The organism is Afipia sp. GW823-FHT06G09, assembly GCF_058794875.1.
The window spans coordinates 522,632-540,153 of the sequence record NZ_JBXAHF010000003.1; the positions used below are offsets into that span (position 1 = coordinate 522,632).

The following is a 17,522-nucleotide window of genomic DNA, read 5'->3' on the forward strand; positions in this document are numbered from 1 at the left end:
ATCGATTGTCGCTGCTGATCGTTCTGACTGCCGGGCCATCGTTGTCACGTCCAAACATCTTGAGCCGACAGGGAACTTTCGGCATCGCGAAGTCTTACTTCGTCCGGCGCGAAAACTCACCCTCGTCCTGAAACCATCAACGGCCCGAGAGGTCTGCCACCGCCAAATGCCCGCAATATCAATTGAGTGCATAACGGGTCTGCCCCTGTCTCTCCCGCCCTGTATTCGGCGGCGATCCCCGGCTAGGATGACCGCCCTTTCCGTTGACGTCAGACTTGCAGGACTGTCCCTTTGATCCGTCTTTATGTTCGCGTTCTTGAACTGCTCGGCAAGGAAGCCCGGCTCGGCTGGTTTCTCGCCGTCGCCAATCTGCTGCTTGCCGTGGCGCAGTTCGCCGAGCCGGTGCTGTTCGGCCGCATCATCGACGTGCTGTCCGGCAAGCCAAGTCCCGACACGCTGTTCGGCGTCATCACATCGCCCTGGCCGCTGCTCGGCGCATGGGTGGCGTTCGGACTGTTCACGATCATCTGCAGCGCGTTCGTCGCCCTGCAGGCGGACCGCCTCGCGCATCGCCAGCGTCAGGCGGTTCTCACCGGTTATTTCGAACATATCATGCAGCTGCCGCTGACCTTTCACACCGGCACCCATTCCGGCCGCCTGATGAAGGTGATGCTGCAGGGCACCGATGCCTTGTGGCGGCTGTGGCTGAGTTTCTTCCGCGAGCATTTCGCGGCGATCGTCTCGCTGGTCGTGCTGCTGCCGCTGTCGCTCTACATCAACTGGCGGCTCGCGATCCTGCTGTTCGTCCTGTGCGTCGTTTTCACCATCCTGACCACGCTCGTGGTGCGCAAGACCTACGGCCTGCAGATGGAGGTCGAGGAGCATTACGGCGATCTCGCCGCCCGCGCGTCGGACGCGCTCGGCAACGTGGCGCTGGTGCAAAGCTTCGTGCGTGTCGAGGCCGAGGTGCAGGGCCTGCGCGGCGTCGCCGACAAACTGCTGTCGGCGCAATTGCCGGTGCTGTCATGGTGGGCGCTGGTGGCGGTCATGACCCGCGCCTCCACCACCATCACGATTCTGGCGATCTTCGTGGTCGGCATCATTCTGAACAGTCAGGGTCAGGCCAGCGTCGGCGAGATCGTCATGTTCGTCTCCTTCGCCACCATGCTGATCCAGAAACTCGAACAGGTGGTCAGCTTCATCAACAACGTCTTCATGGAAGCGCCGCGCTTACGCGAATTCTTCGACGTGCTCGACGCGGTGCCTGCCGTGCGCGACCGGCCCGACGCCATCGATCCCGGCCGCCTCACCGGCCTCGTGGAATTCAACGATGTCTCGTTTTCCTATGACGGCAAGCGGCCCGCGATCGAGGACCTGTCGTTCACCGCGCTGCCGGGGCAGACCTTCGCGCTGGTCGGCGAAACCGGCGCCGGAAAATCCACTGCGATTGCGCTCCTGCACCGCGCGTTCGATCCGCAATCGGGCTTCATCAAGATCGACGGCATGGACATCCGCGGCATGACGCTCGCGGCGCTGCGCCGGAACATCGGCGTCGTGTTCCAGGAAGCGCTGCTGTTCAATCGAACCATCGCCGAAAACCTGCGCGTCGGCAAACCCGACGCCACCGACGAGGAATTGCGTGCGGCCGCCGCGGGCGCGCAGGCGCTCGACTTCATCGAGCGCAGCGATCTGAAATTCGAGACCAATGCGGGCGAGCGCGGCCGCATGCTGTCCGGCGGTGAACGCCAGCGCCTGTCGATTGCGCGTGCGTTGCTGAAGAATCCGCCAATCCTGATCCTGGATGAAGCCACCAGCGCGCTCGATGCGGTCACCGAGGCCAAGGTCAACGAAGCTCTCGATACCGTGATGAAAGGCCGCACCACATTCGTGATCGCCCACCGGCTCTCGACCATCCGCAATGCGACGCGGATTCTGGTGTTCGACAAGGGCAAGGTGATCGAAAGCGGAACGTTCGATGAACTGGTGGCCAATGGCGGCTATTTCGCCAGGCTCGCAAGGGCACAGTTCATGGTCCAGGAAGATACCCGTGCCCATTCGCCCGCACTCACCGCAGCCACGACGTCACGGACATAACCCGGGAAGGAACCGGAGCCCTCAAGAAGTGTGGGCATCGCCGAATTTTGGCCCATTTCATGCTTGATTGAGCCTCAAAACCCCTGTTCCGACGGGCGCGCTCCGGTATAAGTAGTGGGCGCATCTGATTTGGCGATTTCGATTGCTCTGAACCCGCATGCAACACGCCGAGGAGACCATGGTTTCATTCGCCGCAGGCGTGCTCTCGAACATCGGAATCCGGTAGTGGCGTTGTTCTCTGCCCTGTTCCGGCTGCCGCCATTGCGATCGTCTGCGCTCATCGCAACGATGCTGCTCGCGGTGATCGCGCCGCGCGTCGCGCAGGCGGAAGCGTTGCTGCTCATCGAGGCCGACACCGGCAAGGTGCTTCAGGCAGAGAACGCGACCTATCCGTGGTATCCCGCATCCGTCACCAAGATCATGACGGCCTATGTCGCGCTCAAGGCGGTCAAGGACGGCCGCATGACGCTCGACACGCTGCTGACCGTGTCACCGACGGCGGCTGCGCAAGCGCCCTCGAAAATGGGCTTCCGGCCCGGCACGCAGGTGACGCTCGATAATGCGCTCAAGATGATGATGGTGAAGTCGGCCAACGACATTGCCGTTGTCATCGCCGAAGGCGTCGGCGGATCGATCGACGGCTTCTCCGCCGAAATGAACAAGACCGCGCAGCGGCTCGGCATGACGCAGACCAGCTACGTCAATCCGAACGGCCTTCCGGCGGAAGGACAGATCACTTCGGCCCGCGACCTCGGCATTCTGGCCCGCGCGATCATCCGCGATCTGCCCGAGTACGAATATTTCATGCACATTCCGGCCATCAAGTTCGGTCGCCGCGTGACCGCGAACTTCAACAAGCTGATCGGCCGTTATCCCGGCGCCGACGGCATGAAGACCGGTTTCATCTGCGCCTCGGGCTTCAACCTTGTCGCGACCGCGACACGCAACAACAAGCGGCTGATCGCCGTGGTGCTGGGCGCGCAGTCGTCCGCGCAGCGTGCGGCGAAAGCGGCGCAACTGCTCGAACGCGGCTTCGGCGGCAACAAGCTGTCCTGGCTGAAGCCGTCGCTCGGCACCGTCGACGCGCTGGCCCCGATCGACGCTTCGCCGCCGAACCTGCGCGACGAGATGTGCGGACCGAAGCGCAAGCGTCCGGCCGCCGAGAACGAGGAAGACGATCCGGATATTGTGGCGGACAACAACGGCGGCAATGACTCCGGCGTATCGATGTTCACCGCCGGCCTTCAGGGGCCCACCATGAAGGTGTCCGACCTGCTCGCGATGCCCGCGGCCGCGGCAACGCCCGTGATCGTCTATACCGGCCCGGCCCGCACCGGCGCCGCCATTCTGGAGGCCGACGCCGCCGAAGCCGCCAATCAGGCGGCCTCCGTGGCAAAGCGGAAGAAGGGCGCCAAGGCGGCCAAGCTGGCTGCCAAGCCGGAGGCCGAGGCCGCCAAGCCGGACAAAAAGGACGCCAAACCCGCCGCGAAGCCGGCGGCTGCGGCCGCAAAGCCGAAGGCCGCTGCGGTGGCTCCTGCCGCCAAACCGGCCGGCGCGCCGAAAGCCGACAAGAAGCCGGACACGGCAGCCAAACCGGCGGCAGCAAAACCTGCAGCGGCCAAGCCCGCGGCAGCAAAGCCGGCTGCGGCCAGTTCAGCAGCCAAACCTGCGGCCGCTCCCGCTGCCAAACCGGCGGCCAAGCCTGCCGCCCAGCAAAAGCCAGACGCCGCGCCGCGCGGTTAACGCACTCACCCGGCTGTGATTTGTGCCTTGCGAAATCGCATACGTGAGCGGGCGCACGCCCGCGTTTAGAGCCCCTAAAGTGCGTCGTTACCACGCACAGGCTTGCTATGGCCTGCGGCTTCGCTCAATACTTATTTCAATACTTGAAACATAGTCCGCGCACCCCGCCACAAGACGGGGGCCGTCAGGAAACAAGCCGAGGGGAGAAATCATGGAACGTATCTGGCTCAAGCAATATCCGGCCGGCGTGCCCGCCGATATCGACGTTAACCAGTATCCGTCGCTGGTGGAATTGCTCGAAGAGAGTTTCAAGAAGTTCGCCGATCGCAAGTCCTTCATCTGCATGGACAAGTCGATCACCTACCGCGACCTCGACGAGATGTCGGCGGCGCTCGGCGCCTACCTGCAGAGCAAGGGCCTGAAGAAGGGCGCACGCGTCGCCATCATGATGCCGAACGTGCTGCAGAATCCCGTCAGCACGGCGGCGGTCCTGCGCGCCGGCTACACCGTGGTGAACGTCAACCCGCTCTACACGCCGCGCGAACTCGAGCACCAGCTCAAGGACTCCGGCGCCGAAGCCATCCTGCTGCTGGAAAACTTCGCGACCACACTGGAGAAGGTGTTGCCGAACACCAGCGTCAAAACCGTCATCATCGGCTCGATGGGCGACCTGCTCGGCTTCAAGGGCGTCATCGTCAACTTCGTCGTGCGCAACGTGAAGAAGATGGTTCCGGCCTACTCGATCCCGAGCGCGGTGTCGTTCAACGATGCGCTGGCGCAAGGCCGCAAGCTGAAGCTGAACAAGCCGACACTGACCGGCGATGACGTTGCGTTCCTGCAATACACCGGCGGCACCACCGGCGTGTCCAAGGGCGCGACACTGCTCCACCGCAACATTCTCGCCAACGTGTTGCAGAACGATGCGTGGCTGCAACCCGCGCTCAAGAAGCCGCCGATTGTCGATCAGCTCTTCATCGTCTGCGCGCTGCCGCTCTATCACATCTTCGCGCTGACCGCGTGTTACCTGCTGGCGGTGCGTGCCGGCGGCGTGAACCTTTTGATCCCGAACCCGCGCGACATGGCGGGCTTCGTCAAGGAGCTGTCGAAGTATCAGGTCAACAGCTTCCCGGCGGTGAACACGCTCTACAACGGCCTGCTCAACACGCCCGGCTTCGACAAGCTCGACTTCTCCAAGCTGAAGAGCTGCTTCGGCGGCGGCATGGCGGTGCAGAAGCCGGTGGCCGACAAGTGGACGCAGGTGACCGGCGTCGCGCTGTCGGAAGGTTACGGCCTGTCCGAGACCTCGCCGACGCTGACCTGCAACCCGGCTGACACCGACAAGTTCTCGGGCTCGATCGGCATTCCGGTGCCCTCGACCTGGCTGTCGATCCGCGACGACGACGGCAACGAAGTGCCGCTCGGCGAGCCCGGCGAGATCTGCGCCAAGGGTCCGCAGGTGATGGCGGGCTACTGGAACCGGCCGGAAGAAACCGCGAAGGTGATGACCGCCGACGGCTATTTCCGCACCGGCGATATCGGCATCATGTCGCCGGACGGCTACACCAAGATCGTGGACCGCAAGAAGGACATGATCCTGGTCTCGGGCTTCAACGTCTATCCGAACGAGGTCGAGGAAGTGATCGCGAGCCATCCGGGCGTGCTCGAATGCGCGGTGATCGGCGTTCCGGATGCGAAGTCGACCGAGGCCGTGAAGGCCTTCGTGGTCAAGAAGGATCCAAACCTCACCGCCCAGGACATCATCAAGTTCGCGTCAACCGAGCTCACCGGCTACAAGGTGCCCAAGCACGTGGAGTTCCGGACGGAATTGCCGAAGACCAATGTCGGCAAGATCCTGCGCCGCGAGCTGCGCGACGAGAAGCCGAAGGCGGCGGCGGCCGCGGCAAGCTGAGATCGACTGCCGTCATTGCGAGGAGCGATAGCGACGAAGCAATCCATGTTTGTTAAAGCGTGGATTGCTTCGCTTCGCTCGCAATGACGAAAGATACTTCATGATCTCCTCCCCCTCTGACATCGTCTCCTTCTGGCGCGATGCCGGATACGAGCGCTGGTACGGCAAGGACGATGCGTTCGATCAGGAACTGCGCGACCGCTTCATGGGCACATGGGAAGCGGCGCGCGACGGCAAGCTCAGCGCGTGGCAGGATAGCGATGACGGCACGCTGGCGCTGCTGATCGTGCTCGACCAGTTTCCGCGCAACATGTTCCGCAACGATCCGCGCGCCTTCTCGACAGATGCTCTCGCCCGCACCATTGCGTCGCGCGCCATCGCGGAGGGGCGCGACCAGCGCATCGAGACGGGCTTGCGGGCCTTCATCTATCTGCCGTTCGAGCATTCCGAGGACATGGCCGATCAGGAGCGCAGCATCGAACTGTTCGCGCCGCTCGGCGCAGACAGCCTGAAGTGGGCGGTGCTGCACGCCGACATCATCCGCAAGTTCGGCCGCTTCCCTCATCGCAATACGGTGCTGGGACGGACCACGACGCCGGAAGAAGCGGCGTTTCTGAAGGACGGCGGCTTTTCAGGCTGACCATCCGGTTACCCGATCCAACCAAATCTTAACGAATCCTTGCTAAGGCGCATCCTGCCGCCCAGTTGGCGGCTCAGGATCGAATGCCGTGGCCATCATGGAAGCTGAGCGCGCGTCTGGAGCGAAACCCGCGGGTGTCATCGCAAGGCTGCGCGACGTGCTCACCGGTACCTCGGAAGCTTCGCTGACCAAGCGCCTCGCCGGCACTGTCTTCCTCATTCGCGTGCTGAGCGCCGGCCTCGCCTATTTCTCGCAGGTGCTGCTCGCCCGCTGGATGGGCGGCTCGGACTACGGCATCTATGTCTATGTCTGGACCTGGGTTCTGCTGCTCGGCAGCGTGCTGGACTTTGGCATCGCGGTGTCCGCGCAGAAGATCATTCCCGAATATCGCGCCAGCGGACAGCTCGCATTGCTGCGCGGATTCCTGTCAGGCAGCCGCTGGATGACGCTGGCGGCCTCCACCACCGTCGCGCTGTTGCTTGGGGGACTGGTGAAAATCCTGTCGCCCTGGATCGATGCGCATACCCAGATCCCGCTCTACATCGGCTGTCTTATCCTGCCCGCCTTCGTCGTCGCCAACACACAGGACGGTCTCGCGCGCTCCTACGACTGGATGCGCCTCGGCCTGATGCCGCAGTTCATCATACGGCAGACGCTGATTATCGGATTCACCGCAGGCGCGGTCGCGCTCGGCATGAAACTCAACGCGACCGATGCGATGATCGCCAGCGCCGCAGCGGTGTGGATCGCGATGATCGGCCAGTTGATCGTTCTCAACCGACGCCTGACTGCCAGCGTCGAGGCCGGACCGAAGGCCTATGAGGTCCGGAGCTGGCTGAAGGTGTCGCTGCCGATCATGATGGTCGAAGGCTTCTACCTGCTGCTGTCCTATACCGACGTGCTGGTGCTGCAGCAGTTCCGCTCATCGGAGGAAGTCGGCGTCTACTTCGCAGTGGTGAAGACTCTCGCGCTGGTGTCGTTCATTCACTACGCAATGTCCGCGACCACGGCCCACCGTTTCAGCGAGTATCACGCATCCGGCGACAAGGAACGCCTGTCGGCCTATATCGCCCATGCGATCAAGTGGACCTTCTGGCCGTCGCTCGCGGCGACCGCAGTTCTGCTGGCGCTCGGCAAGCCGCTGCTCTGGCTGTTCGGGCCGCAGTTCACCGCCGGCTACGGCATCATGTTCGTCGCCGCCATCGGCCTGATCGTACGTTCCGCCATCGGTCCGGTGGAACGGCTGCTCAACATGCTGGGGCACCAGAACATGTGCGCGCTGGCCTACGCGCTGGCGTTCCTGGTCAATCTCGTGCTGTGCGTCTTGCTGGTGCCGCGCTTCGGCGGTTACGGCGCTGCCGCCGCAACCTCCATCGCACTGGTGTTCGAGACGATCCTGCTGTTCTGGATCACCAGAAACCGCCTTGGCTTTCACGTTCTCGCGTTCGGGAAGAAGGCGCTCTCAACATAACCGTCATTCCGCGACGCACTCTTCGCGCGGGCCCGGAATCTCGATCAGTCTGACATCAGAACTTATAGCATCTGGATTCCGGGCTCGCTCGCTATGCTCGCGCCCCGGAACGACGGCGATAATTACTCCGCCGTCCAGCCGCCATCGATCGACAGGTTCGCGCCGGTGATCTGCGCCGCAGCGTCGCTGGTGAGAAACAGCGCCAGCGCCGCAACCTGATCGACGGTGACGAACTCCTTGGTCGGCTGGGCGTCGAGCAGAACGTCATTGATGACCTGCTCCTTGGTCAATCCGCGCGCCTTCATGGTGTCGGGAATCTGCTTTTCCACCAGCGGCGTCCAGACATAGCCCGGCGAAATACAGTTGGCCGTGATCTTGTGGGTCGCCACTTCGAGTGCCACGGTCTTGGTCAGGCCGACGATGCCGTGCTTGGCGGAGACATAGGCCGACTTGAACGGCGAAGCGACCAGCGAGTGCGCCGACGCGGTGTTGATGATGCGGCCCCAGCCGCGCTTCTTCATGCCGGGCACTGCGGCGCGAATGGCGTGGAACGCCGACGACAGGTTGATCGCGATGATCATGTCCCATTTCTCGATGGGAAAATCCTCGATCGGCGAGACGAACTGGACGCCCGCGTTATTGACCAGAATGTCCACCGAGCCGAACGTCTTTTCGCCAAGCGCAATCATTTCGGCGATTTCCGCGGGCTTGGTCATGTCGGCGGGCGAATGAACCGCCTTGACGCCGAACTCCTTCTCGATGGCCGAGCGCTCTTTCTCGATGTCGGCCGGCACACCGAAGCCGTTGATCACGATATTCGCGCCCGCGCTGGCAAAGGCGCGCGCATATGCGAGGCCGATGCCGCTGGTCGAACCCGTCACCACTGCCGTCTTGCCGGAAAGAGTACCCATTTATTCGCTCCTGTTTACCGCTTGATGTATTGCAAACCGTTTTCGCAAAGATCGTAAGTCACCATGGTCTCGCCGGATTGCGGCCGGTTCAGCCATTCCGGATGAGACATGGAGGTATAGACGTCGCGCTCGCCCGCCGCCCAGTGCTCGACCATTCCGATCCGCGAGAAATCGTAATCCTTCGACGAGGCTTCATGCGTCTTGCTGCGATAGATCAGGTGAACCACCGTCACGGTGTTCTCCTTCGCCGCCTCGTTGAGCGTGGCAACCAGCGGGTCGTCCTTGAAACTCTCCGGCAGCTTGGCGATCAGTTCGCGCACGGCCTTCTTGGCATCGTGAATCTGCTTGGCTTTGTCGGTATTCATGCGCGTTCGGCTGGAATACCGGATATCCTTTTCACGCTCGGCCGCCTCGACCAGCGACTGCGGCAACGGCCCGCGCGCGCTGAACAGATCGACCTGAAAAATCAGGAGATCGGTCTTGGTCTCGGCATCCAGCACATAGTCCAGCGGCGTGTTGGAAGCGATGCCGCCATCCCAGTAATGCTCGCCCTCGATTTCGATGGGCGGGAAACCCGGCGGCAACGCGCCGGAGGCCATGATGTGCTCCGGCCCGATTTTCTTGCCGCGTTTCTTGAACTCGTGATTGTCGAAGTATTCGAAATTCCCCGTCCTGATATTGACCGCACCGACACTCAGGCGCACGCCGTCATTGTTGATGCGATCGAAATCCACCAGCCGCTCCAGCGTTCCGCGCAGCGGCGTGGTGTCGTAATAGCTCTGCGACTGCGGGCTGCCCGGCGGCCAGACCGGCGCCGGCGGAAAACGCGGCGTGAAAAAGCCCGGCACGCCGAAGGTCGCGATCAGCGCGGCGCTGGTCTCGTTGAACACCGAGCGCACATGATCGCTCTGCACGAGCGGAGCCCAGGGCATCGGCGAACCCGACGACACCAGTTCCCAGAACTCCTTGAGCTTTCCGACCCGTTTTTCTCTCGGATTGCCGGCAATGATCGCAGCGTTGATCGCACCGATCGAAATACCCGCAATCCATTTCGGCTCGAAATCGTGATGACAGAGCGCCTGATAGGCCCCGGCCTGATAGGAGCCGAGCGCGCCCCCGCCTTGCAGGACCAGCACGCGCTGCGCCTCTGCGGGGATCGATACGGCTGTCTCTCTGTGGGGGGAAAGCTGATCCATAGGCCATCACTCGACGACACCGGCAGGGAACCGATGTTGCAGCACGGTGGCCTCAGTTCGCAGCCGCGTCAATTGGCGAAAATGCGAGGAACGTCACAGAAGTTTTATCTGGCTGCCTATCTGGAATCCGGCGCGGCCAGGATCAATGTCCAGAACACCTTGTATTTGGTGTTCGGGACATAAGTCGCCGCAATGCCCATTTTTGTGACACCGCTGGCTAGCATGTTGGCCTTGTGCGGCGGCGAGTCGCGCCATCCCGAGAAGGCTTCCGCGAGGGTGTGATAACCGGCCGAGACGTTTTCGACCGCCTTGGTGGCATCGAAACCCGAGGCCTTGATGCGCTTGTCGAGCGGTCCCGCCACGTTGTGATCGAGTTTGTTGCGGGCGCCCATGGCGTTCGACTGCGCCTCGGCGGCCTTCATCAGCAGGGGATCGACCTGAACCGCGCCGAGGCCGTTGTTCTGCCGGTAGCCGGAGATCATCGAGGCCGCGACGTTGGGATCGAGCTTCGCACCGGCATTGGCCATGCTGAGATAGAACGCCGGCTGCTCGGTGGACGGCCCGTTATCGGACGAACATCCCCCCAGAATCGCCAGCGCCAGAATGGCCCCCGCCACGCGTATCATCTGAAGCCCCCAACCCATTGGTCGGCGTTTGTTGCACACCAACCGTGGCTGAAAGGTGAACGCGGGGTGAGTTTCCAGGCTCAGGAGGCGGCCGGGAACAGCCGGTAGCGGCGCGGCTGCAGGCTGACCACATCGCCGGGCTTGAGGTCGCGGTCGCGCGGCGCATCGATCTCGATCAGGGTCTCGTTGGCGCCGTTATGCAGCACCACATCCGCGCGCTGGGTCGGGCCGAACGCACGCACATACTTGACGTCACCCTCAAGGATGCCGCTGCCGTTCGGCACGATCGACACGTCATGACGGCGGATAAAGAGGTTCGACGGGCCGGACGCGGCGTCTCGCGGCTCGAGGTTCAGCACCTTATCGCCGAGGCGGACCTTGCCGTCCGCCACCTGCACCGGCAGCACGATGGATTCACCGATGAAGCCGTGCACGAAGGCGGTGGCCGGATTGTCGTAAACGTCACCGGGCGTGCCGATCTGCTCGATCTTGCCCTTGTCCATCACCACCACGCGGTTGGCGACTTCCAGCGCCTCTTCCTGATCGTGGGTGACGAAAATCGACGTGACGTGAATCTCGTCATGGAGCTGGCGCAGCCAGCGGCGCAGTTCCTTGCGCACCTTGGCATCGAGCGCGCCGAATGGTTCGTCGAGCAGCAGGATGCGCGGCTCGATGGCGAGCGCACGCGCCAGCGCGATGCGCTGTCGCTGACCGCCGGACAACTGGCTCGGATAGCGGTCCGCCAGCCAGTCGAGCTGCACCAGATCGAGCAACTCCTTTACGCGCTTCTTGATGTGCGCCTCGTCCTTGCGGACCGATCGCGGCTGCACGCGAAGACCGAACGCGACGTTCTCGAACACGCTCATGTGGCGGAACAGCGCGTAATGCTGGAACACGAACCCGACGTGGCGCTCGCCCGCGCCGCGCGACAGCGCATCCTCGCCGTCGAAGATCACCGAGCCCTCATCCGGCCAGTCGAGACCCGCGATGATACGCAGCAACGAGGTCTTGCCCGATCCCGACGGCCCGAGCAGCGCCACCAGCTCGCCGGTGGCAACCTTGAGATCGACATGATCGAGTGCGGCAAAGGTGCCGAACTTCTTCACGATGTTGCGGACTTCAATCGTCACTTGCGGTCTGTCCTTCTTCGAGATGGCTTTCGAGGACCGTTTTCACGATCAGCGTGACGAGCGCCAGGAATGCGAGCAGCGAGGCGATCGCGAACGAAGCCACAAACTGGTACTCATTGTACAGGATTTCGACGAGCAGCGGCATGGTGTTGGTCTCGCCGCGGATATGGCCCGAGACCACCGAAACCGCGCCGAATTCGCCCATGGCGCGGGCATTGCAGAGCAAAACGCCGTAAAGGATGCCCCATTTGATGTTGGGGATGGTGACCCGCAGGAAGGTGCGCAGGCCGGACGCGCCGAGCGAAATCGCCGCCTCCTCCTCCTGGGTGCCCTGCTCCTGCATCAGCGGGATCAGTTCGCGCGCCACGAACGGAAACGTCACGAAGGTCGTCGCCAGCGCGATGCCAGGCACCGCGAACAGGATCTGGACGCCATGCGCCATCAGCCAGGTGCCGAAGTAGCCCTGCGCGCCGAACAGCAATACGAACACCAGACCCGAGATCACCGGACTGACCGAGAACGGCAGATCGATCAGGGTGATCAGGAAGACCTTGCCGCGGAATTCGAACTTCGCGATGGCCCAGGCCGCGATCACGCCGAACACGAGATTGAGCCCCACCGAGATGGCGGCGACGGTCAGCGTCAGCCGGATTGCCGACAATGCTTCAGGATCGGACAGCGCTGCGAGATAGGCGCCGATGCCTTTCGAGAACGCTTCGGTGAACACCACGACCAGCGGCAGCACCACAAAGATCGTCAGGAAGCCGACGGCAATGGTGATGAGAAACCAGCGCACCCAAGCGGGCTCGGTTCCAACCTGACGCGCGGGCGCAGACGTGCGGTGTTTGCTGACCATGACGCCGCTCAGACCGAAACCGCAACGCCGCGGGTTTGCGCCCAGCGTTGAATGCGGTTGATGGTGAAGATGATCAGGAACGAGACGATCAGCATGATCACGGCGATCGCCGTCGCATCCGCATAACGAAATTCCGACAGCCGGATCACGATCAAGAGCGGCGCGATCTCCGAGACGTTCGGCAGATTGCCGGCGATGAAGATCACGGAGCCGTATTCTCCAACGGCGCGAGCGAACGCGAGCGCGAAGCCGGTCAGGATCGCCGGCGTCAGGCTTGGCAGGATGACGCGGCGGATGATGTCCCAGCGCGACGCGCCGAGACTTGCGGCGGCTTCCTCGACCTCAACCTCGAGATCGAGCAGCACCGGCTGCACCGTGCGGACCACGAACGGAAACCCGATGAAGATCATCGCGACGAAAATGCCGATCGGCGTGAAGGCGACCTTGATGCCCCACTCCGCCAGTGGCGCACCGAGCCAGCCCTTCTGCGCGAACAGCGCCGTCAGCGCGACACCGGCCACCGCGGTCGGCAGCGCGAAGGGAATATCGACGATGGCATCGAAGATGCGGCGGCCGGGAAACCTGTAACGCACCAGCACCCAGACGATGACCATGCCCATCACGAGATTGACGAGCGCGGCAAGGAACGCGAGGCCGAACGAAATCTTCAGCGCGTTGAGCGTGCGGCGGGCCGTGAGAATGTCCCAGAACTGGAACAGGCTCAGTTCGGAGGTCTTGAGGAAAAGGCCCGCGAGCGGAATCAGCACAATGATCGACAGCCACGTCAGCGTCAGCCCCATGGTAAGGCCAAAACCCGGCAATGTCCGTCGTCGTCCTGCTCCTCCGCTCACGATGCCCCCATCACTCCGCGATCAGATCAGTTCTTGTAGATCTGATCGAAAACACCGCCTTCACCGAAGTGCTCCTTTTGCGCCTTGGTCCAGCCGCCGAACACGTCGTCGATGGTAAAAAGGTCAACCTTTGCAAAGGCGTCCGCATATTTCTCGCCGACCGCTGCGTCGCGCGGGCGATAGAAATTCCGCGCCGCAATTTCCTGGCCTTCCTTGGTGTACCAGTATTTCAGGTAGGCTTCAGCAGCGGCGCGGGTGCCCTTCTTGTCAGCAACAGTGTCCACCACCGCGATCGGCGGCTCGGCCAGGATCGACAGCGGCGGCGCCACGATCTCGAACTTGTCCTTGCCGAATTCCTTCACCGCGAGGAACGCTTCGTTTTCCCAGGCCAGCAGCACGTCACCGACGCCGCGCTCGACGAACGTCACGGTCGAGCCGCGAGCACCGGTATCGAGCACCGGCACGTTCTTGAAGATATCGCCGACGAATTTCTTTGCCTTGTCCTCGGAGCCGTACTTCTTCAGTGCGTAGCCCCACGCCGCGAGATAATTCCAGCGCGCGCCACCGGAGGTCTTCGGGTTCGGCGTGATGACCTGCACGCCGCTCTTGATCAGATCGTCCCAGTCCTTGATGCCCTTCGGATTACCCTTGCGCACCAGGAACACGATGGTCGAGGTGTACGGCGACGAATTCTGCGGCAGGCTCTTCTGCCAGTCCTTCTTCAGCAGCCCCTTGCCCGCGATCGCATCGATGTCATAGGCGAGCGCCAGCGTCACCACATCGGCCTGCAAACCGTCGATCACCGAACGGGCCTGCGAGCCCGAGCCGCCATGCGACTGCTTGATCTCGATGCTCTTGCCGGTGTCCTTCTGATACGCGGCAGCGAACGCCTTGTTGAAATCACCATAGAGCTCGCGCGTCGGATCGTACGACACATTGAGCAGCGACACATCCGCGGCAAGCGCCGAGCCTGCCCAGACCAGACTTCCGATCACCAGAAGACGGCTAATCACTGAATTGGGGCGAACCATTTCAAACTCCATTCGAACTGACGACATCATCGCCATCAGGGAAGGCGTGAAACTCTGGAACTCGCGTGGTTATGTCAACGAAACCGGATTTCATTCTTAGCAAGGATGCTGGACAAACGTTCCAAGAAATCGCGATTTTCAAGAAGGCAAAATTTTACGAAGTTTTGGTGACGTGAATCCCGCACTCCGTCTTGCCTCGGTCGCGCCAGCGGCCCGCGCGCGGATCCTCGCCGGGAAGCGTTCGGCTGGTGCAAGGCATACACCCGATCGAGGTGAAGCCGGATGCGACCAAAGGATGCGGCGGCAGATTCATTGTTGCATACAGCGCTTTCAGTTCATCCAGCGTCGCATTCGCAAGCGGATTGAACTTCAACCGCGCGCCGTCGGCCTCGACCACCGGAATTGTGGCGCGGTCGCCGCCCTGGAACCGCTTGCGGCCGTTGATCCATCCGTCGAACGACGACAGCGCACGCGCCAGCGGTTCAACCTTGCGGATGAAGCAGCACTGATCGGGGTTTGAGAACCACAGGTCGCGATCCTTGTCCTCCCGATCGAGCGTCTCCGTCAGCGGATGAATCGTGCGCACATCGGTCAGCCCAAGCAGCTTCGTGAGCGTCTCGCGATAGGCCAGCGTTTCCTCGAACAGCCAGCCGGTGTCGAGAAATACTACCGGGATCGCCGGATCGACATCCGCTGCGATCTTCAGCAGCGCCGCCGACTCGGTGCCGAATGACGACACCACCGCCAGCTTATCGCGGCCGACAGCCTTGATGGCAGCCGCGATGATCTCTCCCGGCGATGCCTTGGCGAGCGCGCGGTCGAGTTCGGCCGCCTCCGCAACAATCAGCGATGACGACGGCGTCGCGGATGACGGCGACAGGAAGGACGGTGCGGCAACGGTCATGAGCGTACTCCTTCCGGCAGATGCATCAGCCGGCGATGAAACGCCGTGACGCGGCCGTCGCCAGTCGGCTGATAGAACACCGAGTAACGCTTCGCGACGATGGCGAAAGCTTCGGCGTCGCTCTGCTTCTTCACTTCGAACGCATCGAACCCGGCGCGCAGCATGAACACGAACTGATCGCGCAGCACCTGACCGGTGGCGCGCAGCTCGCCGCGAAACTTGTAACGCTCCCGCAGCAGGCGCGCCTGCGTGTAGGCGCGGCCGTCCCGGAACACCGGAAACACCAGCGCCACCGCCGCCAGTCTGCCGAGATATGGCAAGAGATCGTCGACGTCGCGGTTGTTCGGCCAGATCACGCCAGTCTTGCCGCTGCGCGACAGCGCGGCTTCCGGATCTTTCAGGAAGCGCTCGGCGGGAACCAGCACCGCGCCGTCCGCGGGAATCTCCGCGTCGTCGGCAAGATGCACGAATTCGTCGGTGACGATGGCGTTGCCCTTAACGAGTGGCATAGACCCGCTCCTTGAAAGGCTCGACGCCCAGACGCTTCACCGCATCGACGAACAGCTCTTGAGGACGCTGGCGCAGCGCCAGATAGGCTTCGACAATGTCCTCGATCACATCGGCCACCTGATCGAACGGCACCGCAGGCCCCACGAGGTTGCCGAGCACGGCATTCTCGTCGGCGCGGCCGCCGATGGTGATCTGGTAGAATTCCTCGCCGTTCTTTTCGACGCCGAGAATGCCGATATGGCCGACGTGGTGATGACCGCAGGCATTGATGCAGCCGGAGATATTGATGTGCAGCCGGCCGATCAGGTTCGCCGTGTCGTGGTTGGCGAACCGACGGGTGATCTCCTGTGCGATCGGAATCGAACGCGCGTTGGCGAGCGAGCAGTAATCGAGACCGGGGCAGGCAATGATATCGGTGACGAGATTCACGTTCGGCGTCGCGACGCCGATCCTGTCGAGCGCACGCCACAGCGCCGGCAGATCGCGCTTGGCGACATGCGGCAGCGCCAGATTCTGCTCGTGACCGACGCGGATTTCGCCGAACGAATATTTGTCGGCGAGATCGGCGATCTCATCGAGCTGCTCGGCGGTCGCATCGCCCGGAGGACCGCCGACCGGCTTCAATGACAGCGTGACAATGCCGTAACCGGGCTGCTTGTGCTCAGCGACGGAGTTCTTGTACCAGGCCTCGAAATTCGGATTTTGCAGCGCCTTCTTCAACTCGTCCGGCGTGTCTGAGAGCTTTTCGTACTTCGGATAGAAGAAGCGCGAGCGGATATCCTCGATTTCGGCCTCGTCGAGCGCCAGCGCGCCGTCGCGCATCTGCACCCACTCCTCCTCGACCTCCCGCTTGAATTTCTCGATTCCAAGCTCGTGGACCAGGATTTTGATGCGCGCCTTGTAGATATTGTCGCGGCGGCCATACTGGTTGTAGACGCGCAGGATCGCCTCGACATAGCTCAGGATGTCGCGGTGGCTGACGAATTCGTTGATGGTCTTGCCGATGAACGGCGTGCGGCCAAGACCGCCGCCGACCAGCACCTCGAAGCCGGTTTCGCCCGCGGCATTCCTGTGAATGCGCAGGCCGATGTCGTGAACCTTGATCGCGGCGCGATCGTGTTCGCTTGCGGTGATGGCGAACTTGAACTTGCGCGGCAGGAACGAGAACTCCGGATGCAGCGTCGAATACTGCCGCAGGATTTCCGCCCAGATGCGCGGGTCCTCGACTTCGCCCGGCGCCACGCCCGCCCACTGGTCGGAGGTCACGTTGCGGATGCAGTTGCCCGAGGTCTGCATGCCGTGAATGCCGACCTCGGCGAGATCCGCCAGCGCGTCGGGGAGTTCAGCGAGCTTGATCCAGTTGTACTGGATATTCTGCCGGGTGGTGAAATGGCCGTAGCCGCGGTCATACTTGCGCGCGACATGCGCCAGCGCGCGCATCTGCTTCGACGACAGGGTCCCGTACGGGATCGCGATCCGCAGCATGTAGGCGTGCAGTTGCAGATAGACGCCGTTCATCAGGCGCAACGACTTGAATTCGTCTTCCGTCAGTTCGCCGGACAGACGGCGCGCCACCTGGTCACGGAATTCCAGGACGCGTTCGTTGACGATGGTCCGGTCGAGTTCGTCGTAAGCGTACATAACGATTGC

15 protein-coding genes are annotated in these 17,522 nt (G+C 62.5%); 5 read left to right on the forward strand and 10 right to left on the reverse strand.

The genetic code is table 11. From position 1 onward, the window contains the following. Positions 1–291: 291 nt before the first annotated feature. The 5 genes from AC1Q67_RS15015 (at position 292) to AC1Q67_RS15035 (ending at position 7,857) form a co-directional block, all read left to right on the forward strand. The gene (locus AC1Q67_RS15015) at positions 292–2,094 is read left to right on the forward strand and encodes a glucan ABC transporter ATP-binding protein/ permease (RefSeq protein ID WP_492236176.1); all 1,803 of its coding nucleotides are present in this window, start codon (positions 292–294) and stop codon (positions 2,092–2,094) included. A 288-nt stretch (positions 2,095–2,382) separates the two neighbouring features. Then, positions 2,383–3,837, forward strand: a complete 1,455-nt coding sequence (locus tag AC1Q67_RS15020; protein WP_492236466.1) for a D-alanyl-D-alanine carboxypeptidase family protein — start codon at positions 2,383–2,385, stop codon at positions 3,835–3,837. 211 nt (positions 3,838–4,048) lie between these two features. Further along, positions 4,049–5,746 (forward strand): long-chain fatty acid--CoA ligase, encoded by a 1,698-nt coding sequence (locus AC1Q67_RS15025; RefSeq protein WP_492236177.1) that lies wholly within the window; start codon positions 4,049–4,051, stop codon positions 5,744–5,746. Positions 5,747–5,846: 100 nt separating this feature from the next. Next, positions 5,847–6,386 (forward strand): DUF924 family protein, encoded by a 540-nt coding sequence (locus tag AC1Q67_RS15030; RefSeq protein WP_492236178.1) that lies wholly within the window; start codon positions 5,847–5,849, stop codon positions 6,384–6,386. 97 nt (positions 6,387–6,483) lie between these two features. Further along, positions 6,484–7,857: an oligosaccharide flippase family protein gene (locus AC1Q67_RS15035; RefSeq protein ID WP_492236467.1), complete on the forward strand. Its 1,374-nt coding sequence runs from the start codon at positions 6,484–6,486 to the stop codon at positions 7,855–7,857. Between the two features lie 122 nt (positions 7,858–7,979). Here AC1Q67_RS15035 and AC1Q67_RS15040 read toward each other — a convergent pair whose 3' ends face one another. The 10 genes from AC1Q67_RS15040 to AC1Q67_RS15085 all read right to left on the reverse strand — a co-directional run bounded on the left by AC1Q67_RS15040 (position 7,980) and on the right by AC1Q67_RS15085 (position 17,513). After that, a complete protein-coding gene (locus AC1Q67_RS15040) occupies positions 7,980–8,768 on the reverse strand; it encodes a 3-hydroxybutyrate dehydrogenase (RefSeq protein WP_024576900.1) in 789 nt (262 codons plus the stop codon). A 14-nt stretch (positions 8,769–8,782) separates the two neighbouring features. Then, positions 8,783–9,964, reverse strand: coding sequence for a DUF3734 domain-containing protein (locus tag AC1Q67_RS15045; protein ID WP_492236179.1), 1,182 nt, complete (start codon positions 9,962–9,964; stop codon positions 8,783–8,785). Between the two features lie 116 nt (positions 9,965–10,080). After that, complete coding sequence (locus AC1Q67_RS15050; protein ID WP_492236180.1) at positions 10,081–10,590, reverse strand: CAP domain-containing protein; 510 nt, start codon at positions 10,588–10,590, stop codon at positions 10,081–10,083. A gap of 80 nt (positions 10,591–10,670) precedes the next feature. Next, positions 10,671–11,720 carry a sulfate/molybdate ABC transporter ATP-binding protein gene (locus AC1Q67_RS15055; protein ID WP_492236181.1) on the reverse strand — a complete coding sequence of 350 codons (1,050 nt, stop codon included), beginning with the start codon at positions 11,718–11,720 and terminating at the stop codon, positions 10,671–10,673. After that, positions 11,710–12,576: a sulfate ABC transporter permease subunit CysW gene (cysW, locus tag AC1Q67_RS15060; RefSeq protein ID WP_492236182.1), complete on the reverse strand. Its 867-nt coding sequence runs from the start codon at positions 12,574–12,576 to the stop codon at positions 11,710–11,712. The genes AC1Q67_RS15055 and cysW overlap by 11 nt, the downstream gene beginning before the upstream one ends. Before the next feature lie 8 nt (positions 12,577–12,584). Further along, on the reverse strand, positions 12,585–13,427 hold the full coding sequence (gene cysT, locus AC1Q67_RS15065; RefSeq protein WP_492236183.1) for a sulfate ABC transporter permease subunit CysT: 843 nt from the start codon (positions 13,425–13,427) through the stop codon (positions 12,585–12,587). Positions 13,428–13,453: 26 nt separating this feature from the next. Next, positions 13,454–14,458, reverse strand: coding sequence for a sulfate ABC transporter substrate-binding protein (locus tag AC1Q67_RS15070; RefSeq protein ID WP_492236184.1), 1,005 nt, complete (start codon positions 14,456–14,458; stop codon positions 13,454–13,456). 154 nt (positions 14,459–14,612) lie between these two features. Continuing rightward, a complete protein-coding gene (locus AC1Q67_RS15075; RefSeq protein ID WP_492236185.1) occupies positions 14,613–15,362 on the reverse strand; it encodes a phosphoadenylyl-sulfate reductase in 750 nt (249 codons plus the stop codon). Beyond that, on the reverse strand, positions 15,359–15,871 hold the full coding sequence (locus tag AC1Q67_RS15080) for a DUF934 domain-containing protein (RefSeq protein ID WP_492236186.1): 513 nt from the start codon (positions 15,869–15,871) through the stop codon (positions 15,359–15,361). The genes AC1Q67_RS15075 and AC1Q67_RS15080 overlap by 4 nt, the downstream gene beginning before the upstream one ends. After that, positions 15,858–17,513, reverse strand: coding sequence for a nitrite/sulfite reductase (locus tag AC1Q67_RS15085; protein WP_492236187.1), 1,656 nt, complete (start codon positions 17,511–17,513; stop codon positions 15,858–15,860). Before AC1Q67_RS15085 ends, AC1Q67_RS15080 begins: the two co-directional genes overlap by 14 nt. Between the last annotated feature and the right edge of the window lie 9 nt (positions 17,514–17,522).